Raw genomic sequence first — 17,003 nt, forward strand, 5'->3', positions numbered from 1 at the left:
CGGGGAACCGCGTGACCGGTTCCACCGGCCCACGGTTCCCCGCACACAGCACACTCCGCGGTGCATGACCCGCACCGCGCGGAGCGCCTACTCCCCGATCAGCGCGTCCACGAACGCCTCGGGCTCGAACGGCGCCAGATCGTCCGGCCCCTCGCCGAGACCGATCAGCTTCACCGGCACACCCAGCTCGCGCTGGACGGCCACGACGATGCCGCCCTTGGCCGTGCCGTCCAGCTTGGTCAGCACGATGCCGGTGATGTCGACGACCTCGGCGAACACCCGGGCCTGGACCAGACCGTTCTGCCCCGTCGTCGCGTCGAGCACCAGCAGCACCTCGTCCAGCGGCGCGTGCTTCTCCACGACGCGCTTGACCTTGCCGAGCTCGTCCATCAGGCCGGTCTTGGTGTGCAGCCGGCCCGCGGTGTCGATGAGCACGACGTCCGCGCCTGCCGCGATGCCTTCCTTCACGGCATCGAAGGCGATGGACGCCGGGTCGCCGCCCTCGGGCCCGCGCACCGTCCGCGCGCCGACCCGCTCGCCCCATGTCTGCAACTGCTCCGCGGCGGCCGCGCGGAAGGTGTCCGCCGCGCCCAGCACGACGTTCTTGCCGTCGGCGACGAGCACGCGCGCGAGCTTGCCGGTCGTGGTGGTCTTGCCGGTGCCGTTGACCCCGACGACCATGACGATGCCCGGGGTGGCTCCGTCGGCGTTCCCCTCGGTCTTCACCGTGCGGTCGAACTCGGGGACGAGCAGCGTCAGCAGCTCCTCGCGCAGCAGACCGCGCAGTTCGTCCGGGGTGCGGGTGCCGAGCACCTTCACGCGCTCGCGCAGCCGTTCGACCAATTCCTGTGTGGGCTGCACGCCGACGTCGGCGGTGAGCAGCGTGTCCTCGATCTCCTCCCAGGTGTCCTCGTCGAGGTGCTCGCGGGACAGGAGCGTGAGCAGTCCCTTGCCGAGCGCGTTCTGCGACCGGGAGAGCCGGGTGCGCAGCCGCACCAGGCGGCCGGCGGCCGGCTCCGGCACCTCGACCTCGGGGGCCGCCGGTGCCGACGGCTCCGTTTCGGTGACCGGCTCGGTGACCGGGAGGTCGACCTCCTCGATCGTGCGCCGCGCTTCGTCGCGCGGCGTCTCGGCCTCGTCGCCGACGTGCGGCTCAGTGGGCGGGGCGGTGGTGATGTCGGGCGCCGAGGGCGGCGGGGGCGGCAGCTGCTTCTTCTTGCGGCTACCGACCACGAGCCCGCCGAGCGCGCCGATCACGACCACGGCGATGACTACAGCAAGGATGACGATGTCCATAACTCGTCCAGTATCAGCCATGAGGCTCCGGCGGGGCCGTTCCTGGCACTTCCTCCAAAGGACAAACGTCTCTGGAAGGTATTACTCGGACTAAACTACGATGGTAGAGCTCGCATCAACGCGCGTAGAGTCCATCGCGATCTCCCTCCCCCGCCCCACCCCACAGAGGCACGGAACCCCACCGCATGAGCAAGACCGCCGAATCCGAAGGTGCCCTGGAGACGCGCGGCATCGAGCCCGTCCCCGATGCAGAGCGCACCGCCAAGACCCGCGAGCTGTTCCCGACGTGGGTCGCGGCCAACATCAGCGTGCTGCTGCTCACGATGGGCGCGAGCCTCGTCGTGGCGTACAAGCTCAACTTCTGGCAGGCCGTCGTCGTCGCGATCGCGGCGCCCATCGTGTCGTACGGGCTCGTCGGCCTCATCGGCATCGCGGGCAAGCGGGGCGGCGCGCCCGGCATGGCGCTGTCCCGTGCGGTCTTCGGCCAGCGCGGAAATCTGCTGCCCGGTTCGCTGATCTGGGTGGCGCGCTGGGGCTGGGAGACGATCAACGCGGTGACGGGCGCGTACGCCGTGCTCACCGTCCTGGACATCCTGTTCGGGATCAAGCAGAACAACGCCCTGGTGATCGTCACGCTGCTGCTCTTCGTGGTCGCCACGTTCGTGATCTCGGGTCTCGGCATCAACGCCGTGCAGAAGTGCAACAAGTACGCGACGTACCTCTTCGGCCTCTTCACGGCCCTGGTCCTGGTCTTCCTGATCGTCGACACCGACTGGTCGGAGGTCTTCGACCGGCCCGCGGGACAGACGTCCCTGATGGTGGCGGGCATCGGCCTGATCGCCGCCGGTGGCGTCAGCTGGATCCCCGCCTCCCCGGACTTCACCCGCTATCTGCCGCGTACCGCCTCCTCGAAGGCGATCGTCCGCAATTCCATCGGCGGCGCCGGCATCGTCGTCCTCCCCATGGTCCTGATGGGCGCCGTCATGGCGGTCTCCACGCCCGACCTGGCCTCGGCCGCCGACCCGGTCTCCTTCCTCGGCGAGATCCTGCCGATGTGGATCGCGGTGCCGTACCTGCTGATCGCCCTGGTCGGCATGTTGCTGATCAACGCAATGTCGATGTATTCGGCCGGGTTCACCGCCCAGACGCTCGGCTTCAAGGTCCCGCGCCACTGGGCCGTCTCGGTCAACGCGTTGATCTCTCTGGTCTTCGGCGGTGTCCTGATGCTGGTGGCGACGAGCTTCATGGGCTCGTTCATCGCCTTCCTCTCGCTCCTCGCCGTCGCGTTCTCGGCCTGGGTCGGCGTCTTCGGCGCGGACATGTTCACGCGCAAGCACTATGACGGCGCGGCCCTGATCGACACGGGCCGCACCAGCGCGTACTGGTACAAGGGCGGCTTCTCCCCCGCGGCCGTCATCGCCTGGGCCGTCGGCCTCGTGGCGGGGCTGCTGTTCACGTCGTCGGACTGGTTCACCGGGCCGCTCGCCACGCACAACTTCCTCGGCCAGTACGGTCTCGGCTGGGTCGTCACGATCGTCGTCTCGGGCCTGCTGTACCTGGCGCTGCCCAGGCCCGCGGACACCACGACGGCCCCGGACGAGAGCGGGAAGCCCGCACCCCTGGCCGTCTGACGCCTCGTCAGCTACCGTCCCCCTTCACCCACAGCCCGCGTGAAGGGGGACGCTGTCATGCCCGTGTCCGTCGTAAGGTTCAATCTGGTCGACCCGGCCGGCACCCCCGAGTCGCTGAGCGCCCGCTACCGGGCGGCGGTGGAGATGGCGGCGTACGCCGACGACCGGGGCGTCGACACGGTGCAGACCGAGGAGCACCACGGGGTCGCCAACAACTGGCTGCCCTCCCCGTTCACCTTCGCGGGCGCGGTCCTTGGCGCCACGCGCCGCATCGCGGTCACCGTCTCCGCGATCATCGGTCCGCTGCACGATCCACTGCGCCTCGCCGAGGACATCGCCGTACTGGATCTGCTGAGCGGCGGCCGCCTGGTGACGGTCGCGGGGATCGGCTACCGGCCACAGGAGTACGCGCAGTTCGACGTGGAGTGGAAGCGGCGCGGCAAGCTCCAGGACGAGCTGCTCGAAACGTTGCTGGCGGCCTGGTCCGGCGAGGAGTTCACCTTCCGCGGGCGTCAGGTGCGCGTCACCCCGCGCCCGCTGACCCAGCCGCACCCGCTCCTCCTGGTCGGCGGCTCCTCGCGGGCGGCCGCGCGCCGGGCGGCCCGACTCGGCCTGCCCTTCTTCCCCAGCGCTCATCTGCCGGAGCTCGACGCGTACTACAGGGAGCGGCTCGCCGAGTACGGCACCGAGGGGTGGACCATGATGCCCGCGAAGATCACGCCACTGTTGCACCTGTCCGAGGACCCGGACCGCACCTGGGCCGAGCATGGCAAGCACTTCCTGCACGAGGCGCGGACCTACGCGTCCTGGCAGTCGCCGGACATCCGCTCCGCCGTGAAGTCGGCGGCGACGACGGTCGACGAACTGCGCGCCGAGGGCGTCTACCGCATCCTGACACCGCAGGAGTGCCTGGCGCTGGGCCTCGAAAACTACGTACTGCATCCGCTGTCGGGCGGAATGCCGGTCGACGAGGGGTGGCGCAGTCTGCACCTGTTCTGCGAAAACGTACTGCCCCGGCTCGGGGAACGAGCCGGGGCAGCGACGTGAACGGGGAGATGGCAGCGGGGACTTGATCCATCTCCCCGGGTCTCGCGGGGAGCGGGCAGGTCAGCCCATCTCCTCCAGGGACTTGCCCTTGGTCTCCTTCACGAACTTCATCACGAACGGGATGGAGATCGCGGCGAAGGCACCGTAGATGATGTACGAGCCGGTCAGGCTCCACTCGGACATGCTCGGGAAGGTCTTGGTGATGGCGAAGTTGGCCAGCCACTGGGCCGACGCCGCCACACCGAGCGCCGCGGCGCGCAGCCGGTTCGGGAAGATCTCGCCGAGCAGCACCCAGACCACCACGCCCCAGGAGAGGGCGAAGAAGAGGACGAAGGCGTTGGCCGCGATGATGGCGGTCAGACCCTGCGCGTTCGGCAGGGAGACGTTGTCGCCGGTGCCGGTCCGGTACGAGAAGGCCCAGGCGCAGGTGAACAGGGCGAGCGCCATACCGGTGGAGCCGATGATCGCGAGCGGCTTGCGGCCGATGCGGTCGACGAAGACCATCGCGATGACCGTACCGATGATGTTCACGATCGACGTCTCGAACGAGTACAGGAACGAGCTGGAGGGGTCCTTGCCGATGGACTGCCACAGCTGGTTCGAGTAGTAGAAGATCACGTTGATGCCGACGAGCTGCTGGAAGACCGACAGGAAGATGCCGATCCAGATGATCGGCAGGAAGCCGAACTTGCCGCCGAGCAGGTCCTTGAAGGACGACTTGTGCTCACGGTGGATGCCGTGCTCGATCTCCGCCACACGGGCGTCGGTGTCGATACCGGTGCCCTCGACCTCGCTGAGCACCTTCTTGGCCTGCTCCTTGCGGCCGACGGAGATCAGGAAGCGGGGGGACTCGGGGATCGCGAACGAGAGCAGGCCGTAGAGCAGGGCCGGGATGACCATGACGCCGAGCATCCACTGCCAGGCTTCCAGGCCGCCGAGCTTGCCGCGCTGGTCACCGTCGGCCATGTTCAGGATGCCCCAGTTGACGAGCTGGGAGATCGCGATGCCGATGACGATGGCGGCCTGCTGGAACGAGGCGAGCCGGCCGCGGTACGCGGGCGGAGCCACCTCGGCGATGTAGGCCGGGCCGATCACCGACGCCATGCCGATGCCGAGGCCGCCGATGACACGCCACATCGTCAGGTCCCAGGCCGCGAACGGCAGGGAGGAGCCGATGGCGCTGATCGCGAAGAGGAGGGCGGCGATCTGCATACAGCGGATACGGCCGATGCGGTCGGCGATGCGTCCGGCGATGGCGGCACCGACGGCGCAGCCGAGCAGCGCGGACGCGATGATCCAGCCCAGGGTGTCGGCGCTGACGTCGAACCTGTGCTGGATGGCGACGGTCGCGCCGTTGATCACGGAGCTGTCGTAGCCGAACAGGAAGCCACCCATCGCGGCTGCCGCCGTGATGAAGATGACGTGCCCGAGATGATCGGGCTGGGCGTTCCTGGCGCCTGAAGGTGCCTCAGTGCTGGTCACGTGTACTCCTCGGGCCACCGGCTTCGCTGCCGGGGGTGGGGGCGAGCCCTTCCAGTGGCGCACAACTGCACGCCGCCCACCACCTGAAGGTAAAAGCAACGTTGCAGAGACTATGCCTTCAAGTTTCGAAGTCAAGACTCCAGATACTGTGAATTTATTGGCATAGGCGTGGCGCCTTGAGTTCAAGACTTGAAGACTGTTATGCGTTGCCGAACCGTTGCGCAGGAGCGCCCACGACTCTCCGCGGCCATGCCCCGGCGGTCCTGGACTAACGGAGCCGCTGGCTGATCACCTTCGACACGCCGTCACCCTGCATGGAGACTCCGTACAGGGCGTCCGCGACCTCCATCGTGCGCTTCTGGTGCGTGATCACGATGAGCTGCGAGGCCTCCTGCAGCTCCTGCATGATGCGGATGAGGCGCTGCAGATTGGTGTCGTCGAGGGCGGCCTCCACCTCGTCCATCACGTAGAACGGGCTGGGCCGCGCCTTGAAGATGGAGACCAGCAGGGCCACCGCGGTCAGCGACCGCTCGCCACCCGAGAGCAGGCTCAGGCGCTTGACCTTCTTGCCCGGCGGGCGGGCCTCGACATCCACGCCCGTGGTGAGCATGTTGTCGGGATCGGTCAAGATCAGCCGTCCCTCTCCGCCCGGGAACAAGCGACTGAAGACACCCTCGAACTCACGCGCCGTGTCACGGTAGGCCTCGGTGAAGACCTGCTCGACGCGCTCGTCCACCTCCTTCACCACCTGAAGGAGGTCGATGCGGGTCTTCTTCAGATCCTCCAGCTGCTCACTGAGGAATTTGTGGCGCTCTTCCAACGCCGCGAACTCCTCCAGGGCCAGCGGATTGACCTTCCCGAGCTGCTGGTACGCGCGCTCGGCGGACTTGAGCCGCTTCTCCTGCTCCGAACGGACGAAGGGCCGCGGCCTGTTGCGCGGATGCTCCGGGTCCTCCGGCACTTCCTCGCCCTCGGCGGGGAGCGAGGGCGGCACCAACTGGCCGGGACCGTACTCCGCGACGAGCCCGGCCGGTTCGACACCCAGTTCCTCCAGGGCCTTGGTCTCCAGCTGCTCGATCCGCAGCCGCTTCTCGGCTCCTAGTACCTCGCCTCGGTGAACTGAATCAGTCAGCTTGTCGAGCTCTGCCTTGAGATCGCGGCCGCGGCCCCGCTCGGCGACGAGCTCCCGCTCCCGCTCGCCCTTGGCCCGCTCCGCCAGCGTCCGCTCCTCGTCGGCCCGGGTGACGGACACCTCGACGTGCGCGAGGAGCTGCCGGGCGCCGGCCGCGACCGCCCCGGCGACGGTGGCCTCGTACTTCAGGCGGGCCCGCTGTCGCTCCGCACGCGCGCGTGCCTCGCGTTCGGCGCGGGCCGCCCGGTCGAGCGAGTCGGCCCGCCCCGCCAGCCCCCGCACCCGCTCCTCGTGCGTACGTACCTGGAGGCGGGCCTCCATCTCGGTCTGCCGCGCGTTGGCCCCGTCGGCGGAGAGCCGGTCGCGCACCGAGGTGTCCGGTTCCTCGTCACCAACCCCGTCGGGGGTCTGCTCCTCGGCCACCACGAGCCGCTCGGCCAGCTCCTCCGCGTCCATGGCCGCCTGTTCCAACGCGTCCTGCGCCTTGGCCGCCGCGGTGACGCTCCGCTCGGCCTCGCCCGCGGCGCCCCGCGCCTGCCCGGCGAGCCGGCCGAGCTGCTGGGCGCGGCCCGAACGCTCCCGCTCTATGGCGCGCTGCCGCTGCCCCAGTTCCTCGACGAGCACGGCGAACTCCTTGCGCCGCTCGACCGCCAGGTGCTGCGCCTCGGCCAGCTCCTCGCACTGCGCGGCCAGCTGTTCCAGCTCGGCGGCGGCCTCGTCGACGGACGCCTGCACCTCGAGAAGGCTGGGCGCCCCGGCGGACCCGCCCTGCGCGAAGTGCGCGCCGAGCAGATCCCCTTCGGCGGTGACCGCGGTCAGCTCGGGCCGCGCGTAGACCAGGTCCTCGGCGTCCTCCAGCGTCCCTACGACCACGATGCCGCGCAGCAGTCGCCGCACGGCGGGCATCAGCTCGGCGGGTCCGCGGACCAGGTCGGCGGCGGGGGGCGGGGTGGGCGGAGGGGGGCTCGGTGGGAAGCCCTTGGGGTCGCTCGGGGGCGGGCTCGACGGGTCGCCCGGAGACGAGCCCGGGAGCGGGCTCTTCAGGTCGCTGGGGAGCGGGCTCGACGGACCGCCCGGCGGCGAGCCGGCGGGCATCCCGGCGGGCCCGCCACCCGGCTCCGAACCGGCAGGACCCCCGCCCGGCATCCCTGCTCCCCGACCCGATCCATAGGCGCCCCCGGCCGGGTCCCCCGCCAGGAGCAGCGCGGCCCGGCCCGCGTCCTGTTTACGCAGGAGGCGAATCGCTTCCGCGGCGGAGGCGGGCGTGGTCACGGCGATCGCGTCGGCGGCCGCGCCGAACGCCGCCGCCACCGGCACCTCGAAGCCGGGCGCCACCGACAGCAGCTCGGCGGCGGGCCCGAGTACCCCCGTCAGCCGCTCCCGCGCACCGAGCAGCGCACCGGTGCCGTCCTTCCTGCGCAGCCCCAGCGCGAGCGCCTCGTGCCGCGCGGCGACAGCGGCCCGCCTGCGCTCTGCGGACGTGGCCGCCTCACGTGCCGCGGCGAGTGCGGACTCGGCACCGGCGAGCGCGCCCTTGGCGTCGTCCAGCTGGGCCACGAGTTCCTCGTCCCCGGCGTCGAGCCCGTCGACCTCGGCCCTGAGCTGCTCGTACTCCTCCTGCGCCGCGTCGGCCCGCTGCTGTGCCTCGTCCCGGGCGGCGGCGAGCCGGTCGATCTCGGCCTGCGCGGACGTGGCGCGCGACCGGGCGGCGTTGACCTGGCCCTGCAACCGGGCCAGCCCTTCCCTGCGGTCGGCGATGGCGCGGGCGACGTCCTTGAGGCGCCGCTCCTCGGCCGCCAGCCCCCGCTCCAGGTCCGCCCGGTGGGCGACGGTCTCGTCGAGCGCCACCTGGGCCGCTTCGAGCGCCGCCGCCAGCTCGGCCTCCTGTTCCCGTACCCGGGCGGCCTCCCGCTCCAGGTCCTCCGGCTCACGCCCGCGCCGCTCCTCGACCGGGGCCGACGTGGCGCTCTTGACGCGCGCGTCGGCCAGCGAGATCGTGCCGCGGACCCGCTCGGCGAGCTGCGACAGTTCGTACCAGCTCTGTTGCGCCCGGTGCAGCCGGGGCGTCAGCCGGCGCACCTGGTCCTCCAGGTGACCTTCGCGCTGCAGCGCCTTCTTCAGCTCCTCCTCGGCGGCTTCCTTGCGCTGCTTCAGCTCGGCCTCGTCCGCGACTTCGGTGCTCAGGGCCTCCTGGAGGCGCCCGAGATCGTCGGCGAGCAGGCGCAGCCGCGCGTCGCGCAGGTCGGCCTGGATGACGGCGGCCCGGCGCGCGACGGCGGCCTGTCTGCCCAGCGGCTTCAGCTGCCGCCGCAGTTCGTCGGTGAGGTCCTGGACGCGGGCGAGGTTGGCCTGCATCGCGTCCAGCTTCCGCAGCGCCTTCTCCTTGCGCTTGCGGTGCTTCAGGACGCCCGCGGCCTCCTCGATGAAGGCGCGCCGCCCCATGGGGTCGGCGTGCAGTACGCCGTCGAGCTGTCCCTGCCCGACGATGACGTGCATCTCGCGCCCGATGCCGGAGTCGGACAGGAGGTCCTGGATGTCGAGCAGCCGGCAGGTGTCCCCGTTGATCTGGTACTCGCTGCCGCCGTTGCGGAACATGATCCGCGTGATGGTGACCTCGGCGTACTCGATGGGCAGCGCGCCGTCGGAGTTGTCGATGGTGAGCGACACCTCGGCGCGGCCCAGCGGGGGGCGCCCCGTGGTACCGGCGAAGATGACGTCCTCCATCTTGCCGCCGCGCAGCGACTTGGCTCCCTGCTCCCCCATGACCCAGCTGAGGGCGTCCACGACATTGGACTTGCCCGACCCGTTGGGGCCCACGACACAGGTGATGCCCGGCTCGAACCGCAGCGTGGTGGCCGAGGCGAATGATTTGAACCCGCGCAGGGTCAGAGCCTTGAGATGCACGCCGTCGGACTCTACCCGGCGCCTCTGTCTCACTGCGTGAACCCACGGTTTCACCGATGAAGGTGCAGGGCACATCAGAACTTAGATCAGAACGCAGGCAAGCGCTGAGGTGCGTGGGGGCGTAGCGACCAGGTCCGTCAGGGGCCACCGGGACCAGGGGGAAAGAAAGAAGGGACGCCGAAGCGTCCCTCGCGTATTTCTGTAGAGCGGCTGGTTACGAACAACCTGCTCACGCGCGTCGCTGGGCGTGATCAGGTGAGCGCCGGCTCCGCCTGGGGTACGTCGATGCTCTCCATGAGAGAGTCGTGAGAAGCGGCAGCCGCGAGCGCGTCGTTCTCGGCCTGAATCCTGCCGAGCTCGGATTCGAGGTCCTGAACGCGCTGCTGGAGCCGTCGCATCTCGGAGAGGAGTCGCGGGTCGCTGCCGCCGACGTAACCGAGAAGCGCCTTTGCCATGATGAATGGTCCTCCACACTGAGTGACCGACCGAAAGCGGTGTGGGTCGTGAGGGAATCGCACCCGCGGTGCTTGGCACTTGTTGTGTCTTGCTGCCGTTCTTACATGCCAAACAGCTAAGGTGCGCGGGGATTTCAGAGTCTCACCAAAAAGTTTGACGGTCAACACGATCACGCCCCGTATTGGTGGGCAACCCGGTGCTTCACGCCGTACGTCATCCGGCGCGGCCTGACCTTCGGGGCCCAGGGGCGTAGTGATCTTCCGTCTCTCCGGAGCCTGCCATGAGCGCCTCGCCTTGGCAACCACCAGGGCGTTTCTCCCTCGCACCCCTCCTGGCGGTGCCTTCACCCCGGGGTCCGAGGCCCCGCCCGGACCGATGACTCAGCGGATGGCGAACCCGTCGTAACCACCGCGGGGCGTGTCCCAGATCTCAGTGACACCGTCGACTCGGCCGGGTGTGTCGCCGTCGTGGAGCCAGTCGAGCAGTTGCCGGCACGCCTGGCGCTGCCCCTCGGCGACCACCTGGACGCGGCCGTCCTCCAGATTGAGAGCAAAACCACTCAGGCCGCCGATCTCCAGGGCCCTCGCCCGGGTGAACCAACGGAAACCCACACGTTGGACGCGTCCTCGCACCCAGGCCGTGAGTCGTACGTCTTCGTTCATGGGTGCACGCTAACCGGCCAATTGCACTGGGGGCACTTCGCCCCCTTGCGTCTTGCGGTACCGTCGCGGACCGATGAGCCTCACCCGTATGGGTGAGTCACATTGTCGACCGCGAGGACGAGGAAGGCCAACACATGGGACGCCACCGACGCTCCGCCGCCGGCCGCGCCGCCACGGGCACCCCGGAGATCTGTCCCGAGGGAACGTACGCCGGAGAATTCGGCGAGACGTATGGCGCAGGTCAGACAGGGCCGCACTCGACCGCGTATCCGTATCAGCAGTCGCACAGGTACGCGCATGAATACGGGTACGACCACGCCGCCGAGCCCGCTGTCGAACAGGCACGCGCCCACTCCGGCCAGTCACCGCACTGGAGCGTCCCCGACCCCGCCGGCTACTCCGGCCCCACCGGTCCCGCCGACTACTCCGGCCCCACCGGTCCCGCCGCCCACTCCGGCTACTCCGGCTTCCCGGACGACGACGCGACCGTGACCGGCGTCTACGGCTCCATATCCTCGGCCGGCGGCTCGGTCCAGGAGGCGGGCGGCCGGTCGCACCGGCGCAAGAAGCGTGGCGCCGTTCCCGTCCGTACCGGGCTGCTCGGTGTCTCCGCCGCCGTCGCCATGGGCGCGGTCGCGGTGGCCTCCGGACTGATCCCGGGCGTCGACACCTACAAGTTCGGCGGCGACCACGACGGAAACCGGGTGCAGGCCGCCGACTCCCCGTCCGTCGAGGCCCAGGGCGGCACGGACGGCACGGTCGAGGACCGCGCCCCGTCGGCCGCGAGCCGTGACAACGCGCGCGCCACCCCGTCGGTCTCCCCCTCCAAGGCCGCGCCGGCCAAGCCGTCCGCGGAACCCTCGAAGAAGCCGGCGCCGTCCCGGACCTCCTCCGGCGGCGGCAACGGTGGTGGCAGCGGTACGACGAAGAGCGCGAGCCCGTCGGCCAAGGCCCCCGAGAAATCATCGGCGCCCACCGCCGACGCGCCCGCCACGTCGGCGCGGAGCACGGCCGCGGTCCAGGTACTGAGCCTCGTCAATCAGGAGCGGGCCAAGGCCGGCTGCTCCCCGGTGACCGCCGACAGCGGCCTCGCCGCGCTGGCGACCTCGTTCAGCGAGGACATGGCCGCGCGGGACTTCTTCGACCACACGGACCCGGACGGCGCCACGCCGTGGGACCGCGCCAAGAAGGTGGGCATCACGGACCTCGGCGGCGAGAACATAGCTCGCGGCCAGGCCAACGCCCAGTCCGTGATGGACGCCTGGATGAACAGCCCCGGCCACAAGGCGAACATCCTCAACTGCGACTACAAGACCCTCGGCGTGGGCGTGCACTTCGGCTCCGGCGGTCCTTGGTGGACGCAGGACTTCGGCTTCTGATCCGCCGAGGACGAGCCGCTTCGAATGGCGCTTACTTTTAGTGGGCGCCACCCGTCGGAACGCGCCGCGCGGAGTATTCTCGGCGCATGGACTCCATCGACCTCGCCTACGACGTCTTCTCCAGGGCGTGCCCCTCCCGCGGCACCCTGGAGCACGTCACCGGCCGCTGGGGCGCGCTCACGCTCGGGGCGCTGCACGAGGGCTCGCTCCGCTTCAACGAGCTGCGCCGTCGCGTCGACGGGGTGAGCGAGAAGATGCTGTCGCAGACGCTGCACGCGCTGGAGCGCGACGGCCTGGTGCACCGCGAGGCCCAGCCGACGAACCCGCCGCGCGTGGACTACGAACTGACGCCCCTGGGCCATGGTGTGGCCGAGCGCCTGCTGGGCCTCATCCACTTCGTGGAGGGGCGGATGGACGACGTACTGGTGGCGCGCGAGCGTTACGACAGCACGCGCGGGGCGCGCTGACAACGCGGGCAGTAGTAGCTCGACCGGTTCATCCAGGGCCTGCGGCGCATGGGCGTGGCACAGCGCCGGCACGGCTCGCCCTCGCGCCCGTACGCGTCGAGGGACCGGTCGAAGTAGCCCGACTCCCCGTTCACGTTGACGTAGAGCGAGTCGAAGCTCGTCCCGCCCACCGCGAGCGCCGCGTTCATCACATCCCGCACGTGGCCCAGGAGTTCGGCCGTGCGCGGGCGCGTGAGCCCGGCGGTGGGGCGCTCGTAGTGCAGTTTCGCGCGCCAGAGCGCCTCGTCCGCGTAGATGTTGCCGACCCCGCTGATGAGCGACTGGTCGAGCAGCGCGCGCTTGATGGTGGTGCGCTTGCGGCGCAGCGCCACATGGAAGGCCGCGTCGTCGAAGAGCGGGTCCAGCGGGTCGCGGGCGATGTGGGCGATGACGTCCGGCAGCCCGTCCGCGCTGTCGGGCGCGGTCTCGTGCAGCGACAGTCCGCCGAAGGTGCGCTGGTCGACGAAGCGGAGTTCGGTGCCGAGGTCGTCGGCGAACCGGACGCGGATGCGCAGGTGCTTCTCGTCCGGGGCGTCGTGCGGCTGGACCAGGAGCTGGCCGCTCATGCCGAGGTGCGCGAGCACGGACAGATGTGTCGTCTCCAGCGGCAGCCAGAGGTACTTGCCGCGTCGGCTGGGCTCGCCGATCCGCTGCCCCTTGAGGCGGTGCGCGAAGTCGTCACCGCCCGCGATGTGGCGTCGTACGGCCCGGGGATGCAGGACCTCCGCGTCGGCGACGGTCCGGTGCGCCGCCCATCGGGCGAGACCGCGCCGGACGACCTCGACTTCGGGCAGCTCTGGCACGACGGTCCTCCGGGGAAAGGGGCGGGGGCGAGGGGCCCGGGGAGCGTATCGCGCCCGTCAGGGGCGCGGGCAGTCGCGCGCGCGACCCCCGCCGAGCCGCACACACACCGCACGTACCCCGGAAAAACACCCGTCCCCACCGGTCGAAACCGGTGAGGACGGGTCAAGGAAGCGCAGCGGTCACGCGCCGGGGGCGGTCTCGGCGGCCGCCCCCTCCGGGACAGCGGCCGAAGCCGCGGCCTCTGCCCGCTCGTCCGCGGCGGCGCGAATCGCACGCCACGCGGACTCAGCGGCCTGCTGCTCCGCTTCCTTCTTGCTGCGGCCGGTGCCGGTGCCGTACGAGACGCCTCCGACGCGGGCGGCAGCAGTGAAGGTCTTCTCGTGATCGGGTCCGGTCTCGGAGACCAGGTACTCGGGAACACCGAGCCCCTCGGTCGCCGTGAGCTCCTGGAGACTGGTCTTCCAGTCCAGGCCGGCTCCCAGATTCGAGGACTTCTCGATCAACGGGTCGAACAACCGGTGCACCAATTCACCGGCCGCGTCCAGCCCCTGATCCAGATAGACCGCGCCGATCACCGCTTCAAGGGTGTCGGCCAGAATGGACGCCTTGTCCCGGCCGCCCGTGCCTTCCTCGCCCCGGCCGAGCCGGATGAAGGAGCCCAGGTCGAGTCCGCGACTGACCTCCGCCAGTGCACGCGAATTGACCACCGCGGCCCGCAACTTGGCCAATTGGCCTTCGGGCAGGTCGGGGTGGGTGCGGTAGAGCGTGTCGGTGACCACGAGGCCGAGCACGGAGTCACCGAGGAACTCCAGGCGCTCGTTCGTGGGCAGTCCGCCGTTCTCGTACGCGTACGAGCGATGCGTCAGCGCACGCACCAGAAGGGCGGACTCGAGCTTGTACCCGAGCCGCCCTTCCAGAAGCGTGTGGGACGAGGCTGTGGTGTCGGCCTTTTTCTTGGCGTCATCCGCCGGTTTATGGCTAGCCACTGTGCCTCTCACCAGCCGCTCAGACCTCGAGGACCTGGCGCTTGTTGTAGGTGCCACAAGCGGGGCACGCGATGTGCTGCAGCTTGGGCTCCTGGCAACGCTCACACGAAACCAAGGTGGGGACCGCAGCCTTCCACTGCGACCGGCGGTGGCGCGTGTTGCTGCGCGACATCTTCCGCTTCGGAACAGCCACGGCTACTTCTCCTGCTTCTCGTCGACGTGCGCCGATCGGGGCGCGTCGCCGCTCATCTCGTCCTTCTCGCCGTCCTGGATGGATCCAGCGAGTCCCTGCAAAGCCGCCCAACGGATATCGACGGCGTCATGATGATGTCCCGGTTCGTCCGCGAGCCGCACTCCACACTCGGAGCACAGTCCCTCGCAGTCGTCCTGGCACACCGGCTGCATCGGCAGTGCGAGCACCACCGCATCACGCAGCACGGTCTCGAGGTCGAACAAACCGTCCTCGAGGAAGAGCCTGTCCTCGTCGTCCTCGGCGTCGTCGGCCGGTTCCGCTTTTACGCGGCCCCGGTCATCGGCGTCAGGGTACGAGAACATCTCCTGGAAGTCCGCTTCGGCGTCGAGGCCGATCGGCTCCAGACACCTTACGCACTCCCCCTTCGCCAGTGCACGGGCGGTGCCTGTGACAAGCACCCCTTCCATGACCGACTCCAGACGGAGCTCGAGCTCCACCGGGTCGCCTTCCGGCACCCCGATGACTCCCTGGATACCGAAGTCCTTGGGAGCGTCGACCGTGCGGGACAGCCGCTGCATGGCACCAGGACGCCGGCCCAGCTCGTGCGTATCGAACACGAGTGGGTTGCGGTGGTCGAGATGCGTATTCAGAGCTGGTCCTGCTTTCGATCTTCGAAACTCATGGGGATCGCCACCCCGAGATTTCCGGGCAGCTTGAGATCACACGTGTACGCGCGACCGAAGAACCAGGGTACTGGACCTTTCGCTCTCGGCCCAATCCGGTCCTGACCTCCCCGGAAGCGACCCCGTGGCGGCCCCTGGGAAGCGGCGTCAGCGGCCCTGCTCGTACTGCTGCATCTGCTCCAGGCTGATCATGCTCGTGTCGAAGAGACTGGTCTCGTCGAGCGCACCCGCCTGGTCCTGCTGCGGATCGTGCGGTTCGTGCTGCTGCGGCTGCTGGTACCCGTACTGATCCTGCTGATCCTGCTGCTGATAGGCCGCGTACGGGTCCTGCTGGGGCTGCTGGTAACCGTACTGATCCTGCTGCTGGTACGCGGCGTACGGGTCCTGCTGTCCGTATGTCTGCTGCTGGTACGCGTAGGCGTCCTGCTGCGCGTATGCCGCGGCCAGCTGCTGGGCCGGGATCTGCGGCGCTGCCACGGGCTCGGGCTGCTGCCGTTCCTGGCTCTGGCCCTCGCTCCGGGACTGGTCCTGGCCCTGACCGCTGAGGTCGGCCAGGCCCGCCAGGTAGTCGGCGTCGCTGGTGTGCGCCTGGGCGCCGCCCTGGCCGTCCATGGACAGCGCGCCCAGGTCGTCGCTGGCGATGCGGCCGTGCAGCTTCTGGCGGCCCTTGCCGACGGCGTCCAGGGTCTTGGCGAGCACCGCCTCGAAGGCGCCCAGCTTGGTGTCGACGTAGGTGTCGGCGTCGCGGCGCAGCGTCTCCGGGTCGTGGCTGCGCTCGGGAGCGTCCTCGTCCTCGTAGCCCTGGGCGTCCGTGCCGGGGCCCGTGCCGAGGAGCTTCTCGCGGCCGCGGCCGACCGAGCCGAGGGTCTTGGTGAGCACGACCTCGAAGTTGGCCAGCTTGGAGTCGACGTAGTCGTCGGCCTCGGCGCGGACCTCCTCGGCCTCCTGACGGGCTTCGGCGAGGATCCGGTCGGCCTCGTTCTGCGAGCGGCGGGCGATCTCGGTGTCGGAGATCAGGGAGCCGCGCTCGGCGTGCGCGGTCTCGATGATCCGGTCGGCCTCCGCCCGGGCCTGCTCGACCAGCTGCTCACGGCCGCCGATGAGCTCCTGGGCCTGGGCGAGGGAGCCGGGCAGCGCCTGGCGCACCTCTTCGAGCATCGCGAGCAGGTCGGCGCGGTTGACCACGCACGAGGCCGACATGGGCATGGACCGGGCGCTGCCGACCGCGGCGACGATCTCGTCGAGCTTCTTCTGCACGTCCACCGTGTGCTCGCCACTCTCTCGTCTTGTCACCGGGGTGACAGGGGGTTTGGAGACGGACGGGACGACTGTAAGCCCAACTGGCGGGTGGGTGTCACTTCTTGGGGAGGCGCTCGGTGAGTGCCTCGTGCACCAGTGGCGGGACCAGGTGCGATACGTCACCGCCCCAGGCCGCGACCTCCTTGACGAGCGAGGAGGAGAGGAAGCTGTAGGTGGGGTTGGTGGGGACGAAGAGGGTCTCGACGCCCGAGAGGCCATTGTTCATCTGGGCCATCTGCAGCTCGTAGTCGAAGTCGCTGACCGCGCGCAGGCCCTTCACGATGGCCGGGATGTCGCGCTCCTTGCAGAAGTCGACGAGGAGGCCGTGGAAGGACTCCACTTCTACGTTGCCGAATTCGGCGGTGACCTCACGGATCAGCTCGATCCGCTCGTCGACCGTGAAGAGTCCCTGCTTGGACTGGTTGATCATCACCGCGACGTGCACGACGTCGTACAGCTTGGAGGCTCGGGCGATGATGTCGAGGTGGCCGTTGGTGATGGGGTCGAATGACCCGGGACAGACTGCGCGGCGCACGGGAAGTC

At 69.7% G+C, this 17,003-nt stretch carries 15 protein-coding genes; 4 read left to right on the top strand and 11 right to left on the bottom strand.

Annotation, left to right across the window (positions count from 1 at the left end; all coding sequences use genetic code 11):
• Window positions 1-87: 87 nt before the first annotated feature.
• The gene (gene ftsY / locus ACZ45E_RS15730) at window positions 88-1,296 is read right to left on the bottom strand and encodes a signal recognition particle-docking protein FtsY (protein WP_468221078.1); all 1,209 of its coding nucleotides are present in this window, start codon (window positions 1,294-1,296) and stop codon (window positions 88-90) included.
• A 185-nt stretch (window positions 1,297-1,481) separates the two neighbouring features.
• Between ftsY and ACZ45E_RS15735 the strand changes: the two genes are divergently transcribed.
• The gene (locus ACZ45E_RS15735) at window positions 1,482-2,927 is read left to right on the top strand and encodes a cytosine permease (RefSeq protein WP_468221081.1); all 1,446 of its coding nucleotides are present in this window, start codon (window positions 1,482-1,484) and stop codon (window positions 2,925-2,927) included.
• Window positions 2,928-2,984: 57 nt separating this feature from the next.
• A complete protein-coding gene (locus ACZ45E_RS15740) occupies window positions 2,985-3,974 on the top strand; it encodes an LLM class flavin-dependent oxidoreductase (protein WP_468221082.1) in 990 nt (329 codons plus the stop codon).
• A 60-nt stretch (window positions 3,975-4,034) separates the two neighbouring features.
• Here ACZ45E_RS15740 and ACZ45E_RS15745 read toward each other — a convergent pair whose 3' ends face one another.
• The 4 genes from ACZ45E_RS15745 to ACZ45E_RS15760 all read right to left on the bottom strand — a co-directional run bounded on the left by ACZ45E_RS15745 (window position 4,035) and on the right by ACZ45E_RS15760 (window position 10,610).
• Entirely contained in the window at window positions 4,035-5,456 is a 1,422-nt protein-coding gene (locus ACZ45E_RS15745) for a sugar porter family MFS transporter (protein ID WP_468221085.1), read from the bottom strand.
• Between the two features lie 268 nt (window positions 5,457-5,724).
• Complete coding sequence (locus tag ACZ45E_RS15750; protein ID WP_468221087.1) at window positions 5,725-9,492, bottom strand: AAA family ATPase; 3,768 nt, start codon at window positions 9,490-9,492, stop codon at window positions 5,725-5,727.
• 251 nt (window positions 9,493-9,743) lie between these two features.
• On the bottom strand, window positions 9,744-9,947 hold the full coding sequence (locus ACZ45E_RS15755) for a hypothetical protein (RefSeq protein ID WP_324767428.1): 204 nt from the start codon (window positions 9,945-9,947) through the stop codon (window positions 9,744-9,746).
• 381 nt (window positions 9,948-10,328) lie between these two features.
• Window positions 10,329-10,610: an acylphosphatase gene (locus ACZ45E_RS15760; RefSeq protein WP_468221090.1), complete on the bottom strand. Its 282-nt coding sequence runs from the start codon at window positions 10,608-10,610 to the stop codon at window positions 10,329-10,331.
• A 134-nt stretch (window positions 10,611-10,744) separates the two neighbouring features.
• On the opposite strand from ACZ45E_RS15760, the gene ACZ45E_RS15765 reads away from it, so the two are divergent.
• Window positions 10,745-11,989, top strand: a complete 1,245-nt coding sequence (locus ACZ45E_RS15765) for a CAP domain-containing protein (RefSeq protein WP_468221093.1) — start codon at window positions 10,745-10,747, stop codon at window positions 11,987-11,989.
• An 86-nt stretch (window positions 11,990-12,075) separates the two neighbouring features.
• Window positions 12,076-12,456, top strand: a complete 381-nt coding sequence (locus ACZ45E_RS15770) for a winged helix-turn-helix transcriptional regulator (protein ID WP_468221095.1) — start codon at window positions 12,076-12,078, stop codon at window positions 12,454-12,456.
• Here the strand turns inward: ACZ45E_RS15770 and mutM are convergent.
• From mutM to coaD, 6 genes are all read right to left on the bottom strand, one after another.
• Complete coding sequence (gene mutM, locus ACZ45E_RS15775) at window positions 12,429-13,298, bottom strand: bifunctional DNA-formamidopyrimidine glycosylase/DNA-(apurinic or apyrimidinic site) lyase (protein WP_468221098.1); 870 nt, start codon at window positions 13,296-13,298, stop codon at window positions 12,429-12,431. The genes ACZ45E_RS15770 and mutM overlap by 28 nt on opposite strands.
• A 180-nt stretch (window positions 13,299-13,478) precedes the next feature.
• Window positions 13,479-14,297 carry a ribonuclease III gene (gene rnc / locus ACZ45E_RS15780; RefSeq protein WP_468221100.1) on the bottom strand — a complete coding sequence of 273 codons (819 nt, stop codon included), beginning with the start codon at window positions 14,295-14,297 and terminating at the stop codon, window positions 13,479-13,481.
• Window positions 14,298-14,304: 7 nt separating this feature from the next.
• Window positions 14,305-14,478: a 50S ribosomal protein L32 gene (gene rpmF / locus ACZ45E_RS15785; RefSeq protein WP_030361955.1), complete on the bottom strand. Its 174-nt coding sequence runs from the start codon at window positions 14,476-14,478 to the stop codon at window positions 14,305-14,307.
• Window positions 14,479-14,480: 2 nt separating this feature from the next.
• On the bottom strand, window positions 14,481-15,128 hold the full coding sequence (locus ACZ45E_RS15790) for a YceD family protein (RefSeq protein WP_468221422.1): 648 nt from the start codon (window positions 15,126-15,128) through the stop codon (window positions 14,481-14,483).
• Between the two features lie 180 nt (window positions 15,129-15,308).
• Window positions 15,309-16,424 carry an ATP synthase F0 subunit B gene (locus tag ACZ45E_RS15795; protein WP_468221423.1) on the bottom strand — a complete coding sequence of 372 codons (1,116 nt, stop codon included), beginning with the start codon at window positions 16,422-16,424 and terminating at the stop codon, window positions 15,309-15,311.
• A 91-nt stretch (window positions 16,425-16,515) separates the two neighbouring features.
• Window positions 16,516-16,995, bottom strand: coding sequence for a pantetheine-phosphate adenylyltransferase (coaD, locus tag ACZ45E_RS15800; protein WP_468221103.1), 480 nt, complete (start codon window positions 16,993-16,995; stop codon window positions 16,516-16,518).
• Window positions 16,996-17,003 lie beyond the last annotated feature (8 nt).

The sequence above is a fragment of the Streptomyces sp. NPDC030991 genome, assembly GCF_055571235.1.

Bases quoted from the DNA above. Each gene is read 5' to 3' on its own strand.
- ACZ45E_RS15755 (WP_324767428.1), bottom strand. From the start codon at position 9,947: ATGGCAAAGGCGCTTCTCGGTTACGTCGGCGGCAGCGACCCGCGACTC.
- ACZ45E_RS15740 (WP_468221082.1), top strand. From the start codon at position 2,985: ATGCCCGTGTCCGTCGTAAGGTTCAATCTGGTCGACCCGGCCGGCACC.
- ACZ45E_RS15760 (WP_468221090.1), bottom strand. From the start codon at position 10,610: ATGAACGAAGACGTACGACTCACGGCCTGGGTGCGAGGACGCGTCCAA.
- ACZ45E_RS15735 (WP_468221081.1), top strand. From the start codon at position 1,482: ATGAGCAAGACCGCCGAATCCGAAGGTGCCCTGGAGACGCGCGGCATC.
- ACZ45E_RS15765 (WP_468221093.1), top strand. From the start codon at position 10,745: ATGGGACGCCACCGACGCTCCGCCGCCGGCCGCGCCGCCACGGGCACC.
- ACZ45E_RS15770 (WP_468221095.1), top strand. From the start codon at position 12,076: ATGGACTCCATCGACCTCGCCTACGACGTCTTCTCCAGGGCGTGCCCC.
- ftsY (WP_468221078.1), bottom strand. From the start codon at position 1,296: ATGGACATCGTCATCCTTGCTGTAGTCATCGCCGTGGTCGTGATCGGC.